General features: G+C 40.7%; 16 protein-coding genes. 11 read left to right on the forward strand and 5 right to left on the reverse strand.

Going from position 1 to position 16,868, the window contains the following annotated elements; all coding sequences use genetic code 11:
* Positions 1-56: 56 nt before the first annotated feature.
* The 4 genes from H561_RS0106050 to dnaG all read right to left on the reverse strand — a co-directional run bounded on the left by H561_RS0106050 (position 57) and on the right by dnaG (position 4,993).
* Positions 57-1,322: an esterase-like activity of phytase family protein gene (locus H561_RS0106050; protein ID WP_027386196.1), complete on the reverse strand. Its 1,266-nt coding sequence runs from the start codon at positions 1,320-1,322 to the stop codon at positions 57-59.
* A 134-nt stretch (positions 1,323-1,456) separates the two neighbouring features.
* Positions 1,457-2,005, reverse strand: coding sequence for a type 1 glutamine amidotransferase domain-containing protein (locus tag H561_RS0106055; protein ID WP_027386197.1), 549 nt, complete (start codon positions 2,003-2,005; stop codon positions 1,457-1,459).
* A 201-nt stretch (positions 2,006-2,206) separates the two neighbouring features.
* On the reverse strand, positions 2,207-2,893 hold the full coding sequence (clpP, locus tag H561_RS0106060; protein ID WP_027386198.1) for an ATP-dependent Clp endopeptidase proteolytic subunit ClpP: 687 nt from the start codon (positions 2,891-2,893) through the stop codon (positions 2,207-2,209).
* A gap of 117 nt (positions 2,894-3,010) precedes the next feature.
* Positions 3,011-4,993, reverse strand: a complete 1,983-nt coding sequence (dnaG, locus tag H561_RS0106065; RefSeq protein WP_027386199.1) for a DNA primase — start codon at positions 4,991-4,993, stop codon at positions 3,011-3,013.
* A gap of 81 nt (positions 4,994-5,074) precedes the next feature.
* On the opposite strand from dnaG, the gene tsaE reads away from it, so the two are divergent.
* The 11 genes from tsaE (at position 5,075) to H561_RS22125 (ending at position 15,288) form a co-directional block, all read left to right on the forward strand.
* Entirely contained in the window at positions 5,075-5,482 is a 408-nt protein-coding gene (gene tsaE / locus H561_RS0106070) for a tRNA (adenosine(37)-N6)-threonylcarbamoyltransferase complex ATPase subunit type 1 TsaE (protein ID WP_027386200.1), read from the forward strand.
* Positions 5,483-5,552: 70 nt separating this feature from the next.
* Positions 5,553-6,746 carry an alanine dehydrogenase gene (locus H561_RS0106075; protein ID WP_027386201.1) on the forward strand — a complete coding sequence of 398 codons (1,194 nt, stop codon included), beginning with the start codon at positions 5,553-5,555 and terminating at the stop codon, positions 6,744-6,746.
* Positions 6,746-7,117 carry a hypothetical protein gene (locus tag H561_RS0106080; protein WP_027386202.1) on the forward strand — a complete coding sequence of 124 codons (372 nt, stop codon included), beginning with the start codon at positions 6,746-6,748 and terminating at the stop codon, positions 7,115-7,117. Before H561_RS0106075 ends, H561_RS0106080 begins: the two co-directional genes overlap by 1 nt.
* 68 nt (positions 7,118-7,185) lie before the next feature.
* Entirely contained in the window at positions 7,186-7,956 is a 771-nt protein-coding gene (locus tag H561_RS0106085) for a histidine kinase (protein WP_081411639.1), read from the forward strand.
* A complete protein-coding gene (locus H561_RS0106090; RefSeq protein ID WP_027386204.1) occupies positions 7,934-8,644 on the forward strand; it encodes a LytR/AlgR family response regulator transcription factor in 711 nt (236 codons plus the stop codon). The genes H561_RS0106085 and H561_RS0106090 overlap by 23 nt, the downstream gene beginning before the upstream one ends.
* 107 nt (positions 8,645-8,751) lie before the next feature.
* Positions 8,752-9,141, forward strand: a complete 390-nt coding sequence (locus H561_RS0106095; RefSeq protein WP_027386205.1) for a hypothetical protein — start codon at positions 8,752-8,754, stop codon at positions 9,139-9,141.
* Between the two features lie 97 nt (positions 9,142-9,238).
* Complete coding sequence (locus H561_RS0106105) at positions 9,239-11,530, forward strand: cation:proton antiporter (RefSeq protein ID WP_394330843.1); 2,292 nt, start codon at positions 9,239-9,241, stop codon at positions 11,528-11,530.
* 262 nt (positions 11,531-11,792) lie between these two features.
* Positions 11,793-12,638, forward strand: coding sequence for a prephenate dehydrogenase (locus tag H561_RS0106110; protein WP_027386207.1), 846 nt, complete (start codon positions 11,793-11,795; stop codon positions 12,636-12,638).
* 130 nt (positions 12,639-12,768) lie between these two features.
* Positions 12,769-13,035 carry a DUF2089 family protein gene (locus H561_RS0106115; protein ID WP_027386208.1) on the forward strand — a complete coding sequence of 89 codons (267 nt, stop codon included), beginning with the start codon at positions 12,769-12,771 and terminating at the stop codon, positions 13,033-13,035.
* Positions 13,036-13,042: 7 nt separating this feature from the next.
* Positions 13,043-13,612: a YIP1 family protein gene (locus tag H561_RS0106120; RefSeq protein WP_027386209.1), complete on the forward strand. Its 570-nt coding sequence runs from the start codon at positions 13,043-13,045 to the stop codon at positions 13,610-13,612.
* A 17-nt stretch (positions 13,613-13,629) separates the two neighbouring features.
* Positions 13,630-15,288 (forward strand): serine hydrolase domain-containing protein, encoded by a 1,659-nt coding sequence (locus tag H561_RS22125; protein WP_051349316.1) that lies wholly within the window; start codon positions 13,630-13,632, stop codon positions 15,286-15,288.
* Between the two features lie 56 nt (positions 15,289-15,344).
* Here the strand turns inward: H561_RS22125 and H561_RS0106130 are convergent, their stop codons facing one another.
* Positions 15,345-16,763, reverse strand: a complete 1,419-nt coding sequence (locus H561_RS0106130; RefSeq protein WP_027386210.1) for an L-serine ammonia-lyase — start codon at positions 16,761-16,763, stop codon at positions 15,345-15,347.
* Between the last annotated feature and the right edge of the window lie 105 nt (positions 16,764-16,868).

The raw sequence follows: 16,868 nt of genomic DNA on the forward strand, positions 1-16,868 counted from the left end.
TGAAAATAAAATAAAAGCGGCCGCATCTTCGATGCGGCCGCTTTTTTAAAATCTAATTATTGAATATCGATGACATACATCGTTCCTTTATCTACCTTTCCTGTTTTAGGAAGGATTTTCGCTTTGGGATTCCCGTTTCCGTCATCTACGATCCCGAAATCATCATCATTGAAAACCGCAATCTTATTATTTCCCAAATAAATCAGCCCTTCAAATTTATCATGCTCATACCCTGTTTTGGCAACCAGGTCAACCGCTAACGTTTTGGAAACCGCCTGAATTCCCGCTGCTGAAATTTCACTCCAGGTAGACTGCTCCAGAGCTTTTCCGTTGATTTTCATCCCGTCAACAGCAGCAAGGTCGCTTCCGTTGACATCAGAAGCTCCAGAAATGTTGATTTTATATACTTTTTTGATTCCTCCCTGTGAACCGAAATTGCCGTCCCTTTCAATTACTAAGAATTCCGTATTGCTGATCGCGGTAATATCACATACGGAATCCGAAGCGCCCCCGTCCTGCTGATACAGGAATTGTTTGGTTTGACCGCTAGTGATATCAAACGTGACAATTCTTGTTAGGGTTTTATTGGTCGCTGCATTTTTGTTAGGCACGTACATCATAGACTGAATGGTTCCTATCAGGGTTTTTCCGTCAGGCGTGATGCAAAGGCCTTCCATTCCTCTGTTCGCCCTTCTCTTCGCCAGAACTGCCGGTAATTTCCTTGTTCCGGTATTCACGCCGATCGGACTGATTCTTTCCATTTCAACACCTTCTGCACTGTAATGTACGATGTGAGGGCCATATTCATCAGACACCCAGAAAGTACCGTCGGCAGCAGCGACAATACTTTCACTGTCAAGCCCGTAATTATCGGTACCTAATATATTGCCGTTAGCATCATAAGCCACTTCTCCTGTGCTTCCCATTCCTGATGGATTCGGCAGGCCCGTAATCGGCTGGCCGGAAGGATTTTTAAGCTTGATGTATTTGATCACTTCAATATTTCCGTCAGCATTAATTTTAAAATGCATGATGGTTGGCGTAAAAGAAGGGGTAAGAAATTTTTTACCGTTTAGATAATCGGTATTCGGGCCACGGTCTGTAATCACATAAAATTCTCCCTTCCGGATAGGATGTGCTGCTGCTCCCGAACCGAAACCTCCGTTGATAACCGCAACACCATTAAGGGTTGCCATCGTGGAAAAAGGGAATTCCTGGGGGAGTTTGGAATAATCAATATTCTGATTTGATGAACTGTCGTCACTGTTATTGCATGCCGTAAAAGAAATAAGCGCAATTACAGGTAATAGGAATTTTTTCATGTTTACTTTTATTCGGTGCGAAAGTAGGTATTCATTGTAAACTAATCTTAAATGCAATGATAACTGTATTTTAATTTACACAAAAAAGACCCGGATTTGATCCGGGTCCGCTATTATTGATCTTATCTAAAAATCTATAAGGTCTGTTCCTCATGTTTGCCTTCCATGATTTCTTCAACCATTTTAGCATTGAAGGCAGGAAGGTCTTTCGGAGTACGGCTGGTTACCAGACCATTATCTACTACTACTTCGCTGTCTTGCCATTCAGCCCCTGCATTTTTAAGGTCTTTGCTGATTGAATTTACAGAAGTCATATTTCTTCCTTTCACCACTTCAGCATTGATTAAAATCTGAGGGCCATGGCAGATGGCTGCCACCGGCTTCTGCTGCTGGAAAAAATCTCTGACAAATGACAAAGCCGTTTCATTGGTCCTTAATTGATCCGGGTTGATTACTCCGCCCGGTAAAATCAAGGCATCATAATCTGAAGCATGGGCTTCATCCAGGGTTTTATCTACATTATATTCCTGTCCCCAGTTCTTTTCCGCCCAGGCTTTGATCGTGCCCGATTCCGGACTGATGATATGCGCAGTCCAGCCCTGCTGCTCCAAATGTTCTTTCGGTGATTTCAGTTCGCTTTCTTCAAATCCATCGGTTGCTAAAATTGCAATTTTCTTTGACATAATTTTTATGATTTAAGTGTTATGCCGTTCTTATTGGAAAAATAATGCCGTTCTCAATTTCCCAATTGATAAAAATTTGTTAAAACTTTATATCGATTATATGATTATTCTTTTAAGAGTAACAGTAATTTACTTCTTCACAGGCTTAAAAAAAGCGCATCAAAATCAATTGATGCGCTTCCTATTTCTGTTGTAAGAAAATTATTTTTTCTCTTTGGATCTTTGTAAAACCTCGTCTACCATTCCGAAATCTTTTGCCTCGGTAGAAGTCATCCAGTAATCTCTGTCGGATGCTTTTTCCACCCACTCATACGTTTGTCCGGAGTGTTCCGAGATGATATCATACAGCTCTTTTTTAAGCTTCAGCATCTCTCTCAGATTGATTTCCATATCAGAAGCCACGCCTTGTGCACCTCCTGAAGGCTGGTGAATCATCACTCTTGAATGTTTAAGCGCAGAGCGCTTACCTTTTTCTCCTGCTACCAGTAATACAGCCCCCATTGAAGCGGCAATACCGGTACAGATCGTGGCTACGTCAGGCTTAATGATCTGCATCGTATCATAAATTCCCAATCCTGCATAAACACTTCCTCCAGGAGAGTTGATGTAAATCTGGATATCTTTTGAAGGATCTGCACTTTCCAGGAATAAAAGCTGCGCCGTCACGATGTTCGCCACCTGGTCATCGATTCCCGTACCCAGGAAAATAATCCGGTCCATCATCAGACGGGAAAAAACGTCCATCTGCGCAACGTTCAGTCTTCTTTCTTCCATAATGTAGGGCGTAAGATTCGTCGGGCCGTACATTCCCATATATTGATCGGTAGCCAGACCGCTGTTTCCTAAATGTTTCGTAGAGAAATCTCTGAATTCTTTTTTAATGTCCATATTTCTGTTGTGTATATTAAAATTTACGGAATTTAAATTACAACTTTTATTCCTAAAATTTTACAGGACTTTTTGTCATAGAAAGTACAGCATTCCTTTGCAGGATGTCTTACATTATTATTTTCTGTTGGCATAAATGCCTTTGATAGGGGAATATTCAATCATGTCGCTTAACCGGATCGAAGCCTGTTTCAGTAGAGTGATCTGCTTGATAATTTCATAGTACCTGTTTTCATCGGCAGTACGATATTCCTCAAGCTGTTTTGCGGTTTCCTTTATCAGGTAATCAATGTACCGGTACTTGTGCAGCAGAACATCCCCTCTTACCTGTTCGGCAATTTTATCGCCGTAATTCGGCGGGAAAATATTCCGGGAAGCCCAGTTTTCAAGGTCATCCGGAGTCAGTAAGGCGTCCACCACTTTTTTGGTAATTTCTTCATCCATAAAATTGATGAAAAAACTCCCGCTTCTCAGTTCATCTTTCTGAATCCCTTCTTTTACATGATGAATAATCAGCTCATTGGGTTTGGCTAAAAAACTGTAATTTTCTTCTTCAAAATGATGCAGGATTTCTTCAATTACCGTAATCTGGTATTCTTCATTCTTATCATTGGTTCTTTTTAAGACAATGTCACCGAATATCAGCATATGGTCCACCAGCTTATTTTCCATGAACAGCACATCATAAAGAAAACGGTCTCCCAATTGTTCCTCCGGAGGAACAATCTCCATTTTCGGAGGGGCATTATTCTGTTTCTGCTGCTGGACGTGTTGGGTCTGGTTCTGGGTAATCTGCTTCTGAACATCCAGCTCATTAAAGAGGCTCTGCTCAGACAGCCCGAATTTATTGGAAACCTGCTTCAGGTAAACCTCCCGTTTTAAAGCATTCTGAACAAAGGAAACCGATTTTACAATATCACGGATCGCCTCTGCTTTCTTTATCGGATCATCTCCGACTTCCTTCAGAAGGATTTCAGCTTTAAAATCGATAAAATCCATTGCTTTCTCTTCAATGAATTTTTCTACATAATCCTGCGGATGTTTTCTAGCAAATGAATCCGGGTCGTCCCCGTCCGGGAATAGGAGGACACGGATATTCATGCCTTCCGTCAGCAGCATATCAATGCTCCGGAAACTGGCTTTGATCCCTGCATTGTCACCGTCGAAAAGAATCGTTACGTTTTCGGTAAGCCTTTTGATCAGTTTAATCTGCTCTGTTGTTAAAGAAGTCCCGGAACTCGCCACCACATTTTCAATTCCGGACATATGGAGAGCAATCACATCCATGTATCCTTCCACCAAAAGGCAGACATTTTTTCTGGAAATGGCCTGTTTGCTCTGGTTTAATCCGTAAAGGACATTTGATTTATGGTAGATCTCCGTCTCCGGCGAGTTGAGGTATTTTGCGGTCTTGACATTATTTTTAAGGATCCTCGCCCCGAAACCCAATACCCTTCCCGAAAAACTGTGGATCGGAAACATGACCCTTTCCCGGAAACGGTCAACACCCGACGGTATATTTTCCGGGAAAATAGACAGTCCCGATTTTTCCAGGATCTCTTTATTATAGCCTTTTTCAAGAGCATAGGCAGTAAAGGCATCCTTCTTTTCCGGAGAATATCCCAGCTGAAACTTTTTGATGATGTCATCTTTCAGTTCACGTTCTTTGAAGTAGGACAAGCCGATTGACTTCCCTTCTTCAGAATTCCATAAAAGCTCCTGAAAGTAATCATTGGCAATCTCATGAATTTTATACAGTATGTCCCGCTCGGTATTGGCCTGCCTGGCTTCCTCGGAAAAAACTTTCTGGTCTTCCTCGATTTCAATGCCGTATTTTTTAGCAACATGGCGGAGTGCTTCAGGATAGGTGAAGTTTTCAATCTCCATCAGAAAAGAAATGGCAGTTCCGCCTTTTCCCGTAGAGAAATCCTTCCAGATCTGCTTACTCGGTGAAACGACGAAACTCGGAGACTTTTCATCGTGGAACGGGCTTAATCCTTTAAAATTGGACCCGGCCCTCTTCAGCTGCACATATTCCCCAACAATCTCTTCTACACGAATTGTTGAAAATATTTTGTCAATGGTCAGCTTAGAAATCATAATGCAAAAAGTAATGTGGGAAGTAGAAAATTCTGTTACAAATATAACAGTTTATAGCTAATTTTGCATCAAAGAACTTTCATGCAATTTAATATAAAAAGCATCAACGACTGGCAACGTATCGCAGAAACCGTCATTTCAGAATTAGAGCATCCCATCCTTTTATTAAAAGGCAACTTAGGCGCAGGGAAAACCACGTTCACCCAGTTTCTGCTTAAAAATTTAGGAAGCCGGGATGAAGTGAACTCTCCTACCTACTCCATTATCAATGAATATGACACGCCGAAAGGAAAGGTTTATCATTTTGACCTGTACCGCCTGAAAAATATAGAGGAAGTGTATGACATCGGTATTGAAGAGTATCTCGACAATGCTTTTCTGTGCATTATCGAATGGCCTGAAGTGTATGAAGATGAGCTTTACGGCCTTAAGTACCATCAGATGAGCATCATCAATACCGGAGAAAACAGAGAGGTTTCATTCGGATAAATATTATGTATCTTTGCCGTTGAAATTGATGTAAAATTACGATCTGTAAGAACTTAATTAATTTATAAGGATGAGTACTACAAACATTTTTACTCCTTTTACCGAAGAGGAACTGATGCCGAAAGAAGAAAAGCTGGAGGTCATTAAGAAAGGAAAACAGTTCAGTATCGGGATCCCGAAAGAGACCTCCCTGAACGAAAGAAGAACATGTATAACACCCGATGCGGTACAGGTTTTGGTGGAAAGCGGCCATGAAATCATCATCGAAGCAGGAGCCGGGGAATGCTCATTTTTTACAGATTTACAATATTCAGAATCAGGAGCCAGAATTACCCAGGATCCTAAGGAAGCTTTCGCACAGGATCTGATTTTGAAAATCAACCCGCCTACCGAAGAAGAGATCGATTATATGCGTCCGAATACCTATCTGGTTTCGGCGCTTCAAATCAACCTGCGGGATAAAGATTATTTTATAAAACTAGCGGAGAGAAAAGTCAATGCCATAGCTTTTGAATTTATTGTTGACGAATATAAGCAACTGGCTTTGGTAAGGCTGATCGGCGAGATTGCAGGTACCGTTTCCGTCCTCTATGCTTCCGAATTGCTGGCTTTGTCCAACGGCCTGATGCTGGGAGGGATTACCGGGGTACGCCCTTCAGAAGTAGTGATTTTAGGGGCCGGAATCGTCGGCGAGTTCGCTACCAAAGCAGCCATCGGACTTGGTGCCAATGTCAGGGTTTTCGACAACTCCCTTTCAAAATTAAGAAGACTTCATACACTGGTAGACAGCAGGGTTCCCACTTCCATTATTGATCCCAAAGAACTGAAAAAAGCATTGCGGAGAGCCGATGTGGTCATCGGAGCGCTTCCCAGGCTGAACATGACGCCGATTGTAACTGAAGATATGGTCATGGCCATGAAAAAAGGCAGCGTAATCATCGATATCACTATTGACAACGGAAAAGTGATTGAAACGTCAGAACTGACCACGATGGAAGATCCTTATATTATTAAGCACGGCGTAATCCACTGCGGGCTTCCGAACCTAACCTCAAGAATGCCGAGAACTACTACCAAAGCCATCTCCAATTTCTTCCTGTCCTATATTTTAAATTACGATGAAGAAGGCGGTTTTGAAAACATGCTGGTCCGTAAAAATGAGATGAAACAGAGCCTTTACATGTACAAAGGCAGACATACGAAAAAAAGCATCTGCGACCGTTTCGGGCTTACTTATCATGATATCAACCTTTTAATTTTCTAATGAAAAAGCTGAAATTCTACTTAATCGGTCTTATTCCCGGACTGGTTCTCGTATTCTTTATATTGAACAAAAAAGGCTCAAGCTGCACCGGCTACCTTCCCAACAGCCGTGTTATTGCAGAAACATTATCTAAAGATTTTAAATATTCTGATACCTTTAAAGCGGAAATGAATGCATTGAAGATCAATGAAAAATTCCTGAAAGACAGCATCATGACCAACGGAAAGATCGATTTCGATAAAAGCCACGCTCAGAAAAAACCATGCCCGGACTATCTTTTAACTTATCCTGAAAAAAATCCGGCATATGAAATCACCTTTGAAAAATGCGAGGAAACCGTGACTTTAAATACCCTGAAGAAAATCAGATAATCATCTCTGATTACCTGTTTAAGAATTGATTTAAACCTACGGAACTGCATTAAAAAGCAAATTACACTATGGAAGGCAATTATTACATGATCCATGATTACCTGATATTCACTGCAGTATTTGCCATTTTCCTTTTTTTAACGGTTGCTGTTTTTTTATTCAGCCAGAACCAGGCAATCAGGAGAAAAAATGTAAGGCTTTCGGCAACCAATAAACTGATTGAACAGCGGCTGAATGAAGTGCAGCTGGAGCACATCGGCACCAAGCTTAACCCTCATCTGTTTAAAAATATCCTGAATTCGGTGCAGTCACATGCCTACCATACCTACATGTCACTGGATAAGCTGGCCAATGTACTGGATTATATCCTGTATGAAAGCAATAACAAATTCGTAAGCCCAAAGGAGGAACTTAATTTCGCGCTGAGCCTCATTGAGATCAACAAAATTAAGGTGAATCCATTATTTGATTTCAGGATTAAATCCAGAATTGATAAGTCTGACCCTATTTTTGAAGAAAAGGTTTTTGCTCCGCTGATCTCTGTAGATTTCATTGAAAATGCTTTTAAACATACGGATTTTCTCGCTCAGGATTCTTTTATTTCAATCCAGATAGAGCTTGAAGGTGGTATGTTCATCATGAAGGTTATCAATAAATCATCCATTAAAAATATGCTGGAAAAAGAAAAAAGCGGATTCGGAAGCCAGTCTCTGGATCAACGGCTAAAAATGATTTACAGCAATTTTTATTCATTGAAGAAAAATTCGAAAAATGGTATCTTCACGGCAGAATTAACAATCAACTTACAAGAATTCTATGATAAAATGCGTTATTCTTGATGATGAATTACTGGCCATCAGCTATTTGAAGCTACTGTGCGAACAGATTGAAAATGTGGAAGTGGTCAGGGCATTCAATGACCCTAAGATTTTTTTGGATGAAATTGACCGTATCGACTGCAATGTGTGCATTTTAGATATCGAAATGCCCGGAATCAACGGCCTTCAGGTTGCAGAGCTTATTTCCGGTTCAAAAAAAATCATTTTCACCACGGCTTATAAAGAATATGCCGCCGAAGCATTTGACCTGAACGTGGTTGATTATGTAAGAAAACCTATTAAAAAAGAAAGGCTGATGCAGGCATTCGAGAAAGCTCAGGAGCTCGTTCGGTATCCCGTGAAAAAAGACTTCATCGAATGGAATACCAATATCGGTAAAACGGTAATTTTTACAGCACAGATTGTTTACATCAAAACCTCTGAAATCGACAGCCGCGATAAAGACATCATCCTCAGTGACGGAACAAAAATTGTTTTAAAAAACCTGAATTTCAGAAATCTGCTGGACATGCTTCCTGCAAAAGATTTTGCGCAGGTCAATAAGAAAGAAATTATTGCCCTGTCCTCCATTAAAATATTTTCAACCAATGAAATCATTACCACAATCCCTTCTGACAACGACAGTTTCCTGAAACTTCAGATCGGCGAGACCTACAAAAATTCATTGATGGAGCTGTTCGGAAAATAGAGGGTTCAGATATTCACAGTTTCACCACATCATTTCGCAGTCTCATTACATCGTTCCTATTTAATCATATGCACCTCTTACTTTTGCAGCTGATTAAATGTATTATCATGAAAAAAATTCTTTTTGCGGCAGGAATCCTCATATCCGGCATTTGCCTTTCTCAGGAAACTGATTCTAAAATCAAAGCCTCTTTTTTTGATGGTGCCGTCGTGGCCGGATATGTGGACCATGGAGCTTTTATTAATTTTACAGGCCCGAATATCAGTTACAAAGACAAAGATTTTAAAATAATGTTCGGAATGCTCCCTTCACTCAGAATCAAGGAAGACCGCTCGGCGGAAACAAAAAACAGTGCGGTGATGCCTACGCTCGGCGCAGGCTTTACGGTACTCTATAAAAAGGCTGCGCTGCAGCTTCCTGTGTATTACAACAACAAAACTTCAATGCAGAACGGAGCCTGGAAAATAGGAATCGGATTGGGATATTCTTTCCGGTAGATTTTATTACATTATTTATGGCATTCACTACATTTTAGGAAATCAGGATGGTATCATCCATATATTCTTAGGAAATTTGCACTTTAAATAACGGATTATGAGTTTGGGAAAATATAAGAACATTATTTTTTACATCAGCACCATTACATTTTTTTCATGCCTGATGTATTGGTTTTTCGTGGAAGGGAGAACACTGGAAATCGGAGAAAACATTGCTATGCCTAAAACGAGGGGTTCTACCATGTGGGAAAACTTTACTGATTCATTTATGGTGAATCTCCATCATCCGTTGGCTTTGCTTCTGGTTCAGATCATTACCATTATTCTGGTGGCCAAGCTTTTCGGATGGATATGTGTAAAGCTGAAACAGCCTTCGGTAATCGGTGAAATGATCGCAGGTATTGTGCTCGGACCTTCCCTTTTCGGGCTTTATTTCCCGGAGCTTTCTGCCTTTATCTTTCCAAAGGAATCCTTGCCTAATCTACAGTTCTTAAGCCAGATCGGCTTGATCCTGTTCATGTATATCGTAGGGATGGAGCTTGATTTAAGCGTGCTCAGAAAAAGAGCCCATGATGCTGTGGTAATCAGCCACGCCAGTATTATCTTCCCTTTTGCATTAGGCGTAGGCCTTTCCTATTTTATTTATAAGGAATTTGCCCCGGACGGCATTCAGTTCAGTTCATTTGCCCTGTTCATCGCTATTGCAATGAGTATTACAGCATTTCCCGTTCTGGCACGTATTGTCCAGGAACGGAACCTGCATAAAACAAAAATAGGCACCGTGGTGATCACCTGTGCTGCTGCCGACGACATTACCGCCTGGTGTATCCTGGCTGCGGTCATTGCTATTGTAAAGGCAGGATCTTTCTCAGGGTCGGTATTCGTTATTTTAATGGCTGTTCTGTACGTATTCATCATGATCAAGGCAGTACGGCCGTTTCTCCACAGGATTGCTGAATCCCAGAAAGGAAAAGGCTTTATCAGCAAAGCGCTGGTGGCCGTATTTTTCCTGATTTTAATTATCTCCTCCTACGCGACGGAAGTGATCGGGATCCATGCCCTTTTCGGAGCTTTTATGGCAGGTGCGGTGATGCCTGAAAATGTAAAATTCAGGAATCTGTTTATAGAAAAAATAGAAGATGTGGCACTGGTTCTTCTCCTGCCGCTCTTCTTTGTCTTTACTGGATTAAGAACCCAGATCGGGCTATTGAATGATCCTCATCTCTGGAAAATCGGAGGCTTTATTATTCTGACAGCGGTTACCGGTAAGTTTGTAGGAAGTGCCCTCACTGCAAAATTCCTTAAGATCAGCTGGAAAGACAGTCTTACCATAGGGGCACTGATGAATACAAGAGGTCTTACAGAACTTATTGTTCTTAATATCGGGTATGATTTGGGTGTCCTCGGACCGGAACTATTTGCCATGCTGGTGATTATGGCTTTGTTTACGACGTTCATGACAGGCCCGTGCCTTGATCTTATCAATTATCTTTTTAAAGGAAAGACTTCAATGACGGAAGAGGATGAACAGGAAGATGACGATGCCAAATACAGAGTCCTTCTATCTTTTGAGACGGCAAAATCCGGCAGTACCCTCCTGAAATTAGCGGATAATTTCACCCGCAAAATGAACGGGAATAAAAGTGTGACCGTGATGAATGTCGCTCCCGTTGATGAACTTCATGCCTTTGAGATCGATGACTTCGAAAAAGAGCAGTTCAAAAATGTTATTGAAACATCAAATGAGCTCCAGCTTGAAATCACCACGCTTTTCAAAGCCTCCACCGATGTGGAAAGTGATCTTACGAATATTACCAATAAAGGAAATTATGACCTGCTTCTGATCATGCTCGGAAAATCGATGTATGAAGGAAGTCTGCTGGGAAGGCTGTTAGGCTTTACCACAAAGATCATCAATCCTGAAAAGCTGTTGAATACGGTAAAAGGAAAAGGAAATATTTTTAACAACTCGCCTTTTGACGATTTTACGCTGCAGATTCTGGATAAGACCCATATTCCGGTAGGCGTTTTGGTGGAAAAGGAATTCAAAACCGCAGATAAAGTTTTCGTTCCTATCTTTAACCTGAGCGATTTTTATCTGCTGGAATATGCGAAAAGGCTGATCAACAATAACGATTCCCAGATTATCATTCTGGATGTTGCCGGACAGATCAGAAGTAATATCGAAGTAAAAGAACTCATAAGAAGTATTGAGCAGGTTGCCCCGAACCACATCACTTTATATAATGAAAAAAGGATCGAAAAAGAATTCCTGAAAGCGCAGGACCTGATGCTGATCAGCAGTAAAAGCTGGAAAAACCTGATCGATACGAAGAGCCTGTGGCTGTCGGATATTCCGTCGACCCTGATCATCAGCAACCCTCAATAATGAATGGCGGATTTGCTGTATACACTGAAAATTATCTGAAGTATCTTAAAAAGATAAAACAGACCTTCAGCTTGTGCAGCAGATCACCATTTATATTTAAATTTCAATTAAAAAAAAATTTCATACCTTCGTTTGATGATTATCAGCAAACAAACATATTATTACAGAATTTTTATCGCATAACCGGGATAGGATTTCTGATATACATACCACAAACCTCGTCCCCGGACGGGGTTTTTTGATTTAAAACGCTTAATAAATAATGAAAATAAGTATTATAGGAACAGGATTGATCGGCGGCTCTATGGCCCTGAAATTAAAACAGAAAGGAATTGCAGGCTTCATTTACGGAATCGACAGCAACCGGGAACATCTTGATCAGGCACTGGATTTAAAAATAATTGATGCCGGAGCTGATCTTGAATACGGTATTGCACATACAGATCTGATTATCCTGGCTGTTCCGGTGGATGCAGCCAAAACACTGCTGCCCGGGGTTTTGGATCTAGTTTCAGACCACCAGACCGTTATGGATGCGGGATCAACCAAAGCAGGTATTGTAAATGCCGTAAAGAACCACGCGAAAAGGGCAAGGTTTGTGGCCTTTCACCCGATGTGGGGAACGGAGAACAGCGGACCCGAATCTGCCGTTTCAGAAAGCTTTTCCGGGAAAGCCGGTGTGATCTGCAATAAGGAAGACTCTGCAGAAGATGCTTTAAAAACCGTTGAAGAAATTGTTAAGGCCTTGGATATGCATGTAATGTACATGACTGCGGAAGACCATGATATCCACACGGCTTACATTTCTCACATTTCCCATATCACGTCTTATGCCTTGGCCAATACCGTCCTGGAAAAAGAACGGGAAGAAGAAACCATTTTCCAGCTGGCGAGTTCAGGATTTTCAAGTACGGTGCGCCTGGCAAAATCCCATCCTGAAATGTGGGTGCCGATTTTTAAGCAGAATAAAGAGAATGTTCTTGATGTGCTTAATGAGCATATCTCTCAGTTAAGAAAATTCAAGTCGGCTTTGGAAAAAGAAAACTTCGAATATTTAGGAGAACTGATTACTAATGCCAATAAAATACGCAGTATTCTCAATAAATAAAGGCTTTCAGCCCATATTAACTTCCTGGACAGGAAGTTTTTTATGTCCCATTTTTAAAATAAATTTTAACTTTGTTAAATATTATTTTAATTTTATTCAAATTTATATTACTTTTACAAAAATAAAATCAATGAAACTACCCATTGTTTGCCCGAGCTGTGATCATACGCTTAACGTAAGTCAGATGAAATGCCCAAGCTGTAAAACTGAGGTGAGCGGTGATTACGAACTTCCTGTGATTTTAAAACTGAACCGTGACGAACAGGATTTTATCCTGAACTTTTTCTTGTCCAGCGGAAGCATTAAAGAAATGGCAAAACAGGCCGAACTTTCTTATCCGACCATGAGAAACAAAATGGACGATCTGATCCAAAAAATTGATCAATTAAAAAAATAAAAAAACAATGAACTGGAAAACTGTCTTTAATCCTTTTTTAAAATTTGATGAGAAACTTTTAGTTGCGGCAGGAATTGTTATTTTTCTGCTGAATATCCTGGGCTGCTATTATTCCGAAAGCGTGAATGACAGTATTTTCCATTACTCCCGGCTGGATAAAAACCAGGATATCTGGTATATTTTAAAAATAAATAGCCTGAGCTATATTTTTTCGGTTATTATCCTTTTCATTCTCGGTAAAATTTTAAATGCCAAAACAAGATTCGTTGATATTGTAAATACCGTTTTAATTTCTCAGATTCCACTGGCTGTCATTCTTCCGGTAGGCGGATTACCATTTCATAAAGAAGCATTGAACAGCATCTCTGAAAATATCGGGCATCCTGAAAATATCCCTGTTCAGAATATGGCCATCATAACGATCTGGGGATTGGTTACCTTAATTCTTCTTATTTACAGCATTGTTTTATATTATAACGGCTTTAAAACCGCTACCAATATTAAGAAATGGCAGCATATTGTACTGTTTGCCTTTATCTCACTTATACTGACGCTTATTTCCCAGACTTTATTTTAATCTAAAAATTTAATCATATGAAAACCAAATTATTATGGGTGCTGATTGTATTGGCACAGACTTTTTACGCCCAGGAAATAACAGGCTCCTGGAAAGGAGACCTTGACATGCAGGGAATGAAGCTTCCGCTTATTCTCACCGTTAAGAAGGAAAAAGACCGCTACATTTCCACCGCCGGAAGCCCTAAACAGAGTGACAAAGAAATTCCTGTCAGCAAAACCGAATTTGTAAATAATGAACTTATTTTCGAGATAGAAGGGATCAATGCTTCGTATAAAGGTCAGTTCAAGACCGATCATTTTGAAGGTATTTTTACACAAAACGCTTTTTCCGGTCCTTTAAACCTTTATAAAAACGACCCGAATAAAACCGGAATTAATGATGCTCAGGACTTAAAATTAAAAGATATTGGAACCAGAGCCATCAATACGTCAAAAATCGATGATTATTTAAATTATATCATTCAGAATAAGCAGGGAATCGGTAGTGTTTCTATTTTCAGAAATGGTAAAGAAATTTATCAAAAAAACTTCGGACAGGAACAGCTACCTGATGTAAAATGGAATGCCGATACGGAATATCAGATCGGCTCCGTCAGTAAATTGATAACCGCAGTAATGATTATGCAGCAGGTGGAAAAAGGAAAAATCAACCTCAACGACAGACTGTCCAAATATTATCCCGACCTTCCGAATGCCGGTAAAATCACATTGAAAAGCATCATGAACCACACCAGCGGACTGGGAGATTATGTCGGTCAGAATTACCAGTGGCTTTTTGGAAAACCGGTTGGCGACCAAGTTATTCTGGATGAAATAAAAAAACAGGGCGTCAGTTTTCAGCCGGGCGAAAAAACGAGATATTCCAACTCCGGGTATTATCTGTTGAGCAGAATTCTGGAAACTGTTGCTCAAAAGCCTTACAATGTTTTACTTAAAGAATCCATCACTGATAAAGCCCGGATGAAAAATACTTTTTCTGTGCTTGATCATCCTGAAAATGTATTCAAACCTTATGAAAACAACACCGGAAAATGGACTGAAATGCAGGATTTTGATTTCCACAACTGTATCGGCTTGGGCGATATCAGTTCTACACCGAATGATATGAATTTGTTTATCAACGCATTATTCAATCATCAATTCGTTAAAAAAGAAACACTCGACACCATGTTACCAAAATCCAGCAAAAATTTCGGATTGGGAATGATGGCGGTTCCTTTTTACAATAAAGTTTCATTCGGCCATGGCGGCGATACAGCGGGAACCCATTCCCTTGTTGCCTACAGCCCGGCTGAAAATTATTCCGTTGCTGTCATGATCAACGGAGAAAAAATGCCGCATAACGATCTTTCCATCGGTATTTTAAATATAATATATGACCAGAAGTCTGAATATCCGAAATTCAGTGAAGTAAAAAAGATTTCGGGAAAAGAATTAGAGAAATATCCGGGAGAATATACTTCTGCAGATATCCCATTAGGATTAAAGATATTTATAAAAGATGAAACGCTTTTCGCACAGGGCACGGGCCAGGCTGCTTTTCCTTTAGAGTACATGGAAAAAGATCAGTTTCAATATGAAAAAGCTGACCTGAAAATAATATTCATTCCTGAAAAGAACGGACTTCAAATGATCCAGAGAGGAACAACATTCAACTTTCAAAGAAATAAATAAAAAGAAAATCCTTAGAATACTGTTCTGAGGATTTTTATTTCAATTGAATTTTATATTTAACATTCAGGTACATTCACCGCAATGGCCAACCCGCCTTCCGAAGTCTCTTTAAAACGGTCACTCATTGAAAGTGCCGTCTCCCACATGGTCTGGATTACCTCATCCAGCGTAACTTTTGCTTTTGCCGGGTCACTCTCCAATGCGATATTAGCAGCCGTGATGGCTTTAATGGCACCCATGGTGTTCCGTTCAATACAGGGGATCTGCACCAGGCCTCTGATTGGGTCACAGGTTAGACCCAGGTGATGCTCCATTGCGATTTCTGCTGCCATCAGCACCTGGCCGACACTTCCGCCAAGAATCTCTGTAAGGCCTGCCGCCGCCATCGCCGAGGAAACGCCGACTTCTGCCTGGCATCCGCCCATCGCTGCAGAGATGGTCGCATTTTTCTTGAATAAAGTCCCGATTTCGCCTGCTACCAGTAGAAACCGTGCAATATCATCTTCACTCGTAGCCTCGGTAAAAGCCTGGGCATACATCAGTACTGCAGGAATCACTCCGCTGGCACCATTCGTGGGTGCCGTAATGATTCTTCCGAAGCTTGCATTTTCCTCATTCACCGCCAGAGCAAAGCATGCGATCCATTTATTGATATTGGTGAAGTTTTCTTCCGCGTCAACCACCTGCTGAAACCATTCTTCTTTATTTCTGTAGATCTTGTCCCCCAGCAGCTTCCTGTTGATCCCGGCAGCTCTTCTGGTAACATTTAGTCCACCCGGAAGAATGCCTTCCTTGTTGACTCCTTTATAAATACATTCTTTGATCTGCTGCCAGATATAGAGGGCCTCCTCTCTGGTTTCTTCCTGCGTCCTCCAGCTTTCTTCATTGATTAAGATCAGATCTGAAATTTTATCAATTCCGAGCTTTTGGCAGTACTTTACAATATCTGAAGATTTATGACACGGATACAAAGTACGTACACAGTGTTTTTCTATGGAATTTTTTTCCTGGCTTGCAATAAAGCCTCCGCCCACGGAATAAAAATCCTGGACAAGCTTGGTTCCGTCTTCAAACACAGCTTTGAAAATCATTCCGTTGGGATGGAAATCAAGGGATTTCTGCATGTTCAGCACCAGATGATGACCATAAATAAAAGGAATTTCCTTCTCGCCACCCAGATTGAGGATTTGGGTACTTTTGATCTGTTCTACTTTCTCATCAATTTTTGATGTATTGATGGTCTTAAAATCCTCGCCGTTCAAACCCAGCATCCCGGCAATGTCTGTTCCGTGCCCGATCCCGGTTTTGGCCAGGGAACCGAAAAACTCAAGGAAAACTTCTTTCACCTCGGCTACCGACCTTTCCCTCTTTATAATTCTGATGAAGGCAGAAGCTGCATTCCAGGGGCCCATGGTGTGTGAACTCGACGGACCTATTCCAACCTTAATAATTTCAAAAACAGATATTGACTCCATATAGAAAATCCTACATTTTTCCTTAACACAAAGATACACGATAAATCGAAATGCAAAAGCCGGAGATGAAAAATCACCTCCGGCTTTCTAATTAAAACTATATGA

Origin of the sequence: Chryseobacterium gregarium DSM 19109 (genome assembly GCF_000430845.1) — a bacterium.
In the GTDB taxonomy this organism is placed as follows: Bacteria; Bacteroidota; Bacteroidia; order Flavobacteriales; family Weeksellaceae; genus Chryseobacterium; species Chryseobacterium gregarium.

Bases quoted from the DNA above. Each gene is read 5' to 3' on its own strand.
- H561_RS0106050 (WP_027386196.1), bottom strand. From the start codon at position 1,322: ATGAAAAAATTCCTATTACCTGTAATTGCGCTTATTTCTTTTACGGCA.
- H561_RS0106055 (WP_027386197.1), bottom strand. From the start codon at position 2,005: ATGTCAAAGAAAATTGCAATTTTAGCAACCGATGGATTTGAAGAAAGC.
- clpP (WP_027386198.1), bottom strand. From the start codon at position 2,893: ATGGACATTAAAAAAGAATTCAGAGATTTCTCTACGAAACATTTAGGA.
- dnaG (WP_027386199.1), bottom strand. From the start codon at position 4,993: ATGATTTCTAAGCTGACCATTGACAAAATATTTTCAACAATTCGTGTA.
- tsaE (WP_027386200.1), top strand. From the start codon at position 5,075: ATGCAATTTAATATAAAAAGCATCAACGACTGGCAACGTATCGCAGAA.
- H561_RS0106075 (WP_027386201.1), top strand. From the start codon at position 5,553: ATGAGTACTACAAACATTTTTACTCCTTTTACCGAAGAGGAACTGATG.
- H561_RS0106080 (WP_027386202.1), top strand. From the start codon at position 6,746: ATGAAAAAGCTGAAATTCTACTTAATCGGTCTTATTCCCGGACTGGTT.
- H561_RS0106085 (WP_081411639.1), top strand. From the start codon at position 7,186: ATGGAAGGCAATTATTACATGATCCATGATTACCTGATATTCACTGCA.
- H561_RS0106090 (WP_027386204.1), top strand. From the start codon at position 7,934: ATGATAAAATGCGTTATTCTTGATGATGAATTACTGGCCATCAGCTAT.
- H561_RS0106095 (WP_027386205.1), top strand. From the start codon at position 8,752: ATGAAAAAAATTCTTTTTGCGGCAGGAATCCTCATATCCGGCATTTGC.
- H561_RS0106105 (WP_394330843.1), top strand. From the start codon at position 9,239: ATGAGTTTGGGAAAATATAAGAACATTATTTTTTACATCAGCACCATT.
- H561_RS0106110 (WP_027386207.1), top strand. From the start codon at position 11,793: ATGAAAATAAGTATTATAGGAACAGGATTGATCGGCGGCTCTATGGCC.
- H561_RS0106115 (WP_027386208.1), top strand. From the start codon at position 12,769: ATGAAACTACCCATTGTTTGCCCGAGCTGTGATCATACGCTTAACGTA.
- H561_RS0106120 (WP_027386209.1), top strand. From the start codon at position 13,043: ATGAACTGGAAAACTGTCTTTAATCCTTTTTTAAAATTTGATGAGAAA.
- H561_RS22125 (WP_051349316.1), top strand. From the start codon at position 13,630: ATGAAAACCAAATTATTATGGGTGCTGATTGTATTGGCACAGACTTTT.
- H561_RS0106130 (WP_027386210.1), bottom strand. From the start codon at position 16,763: ATGGAGTCAATATCTGTTTTTGAAATTATTAAGGTTGGAATAGGTCCG.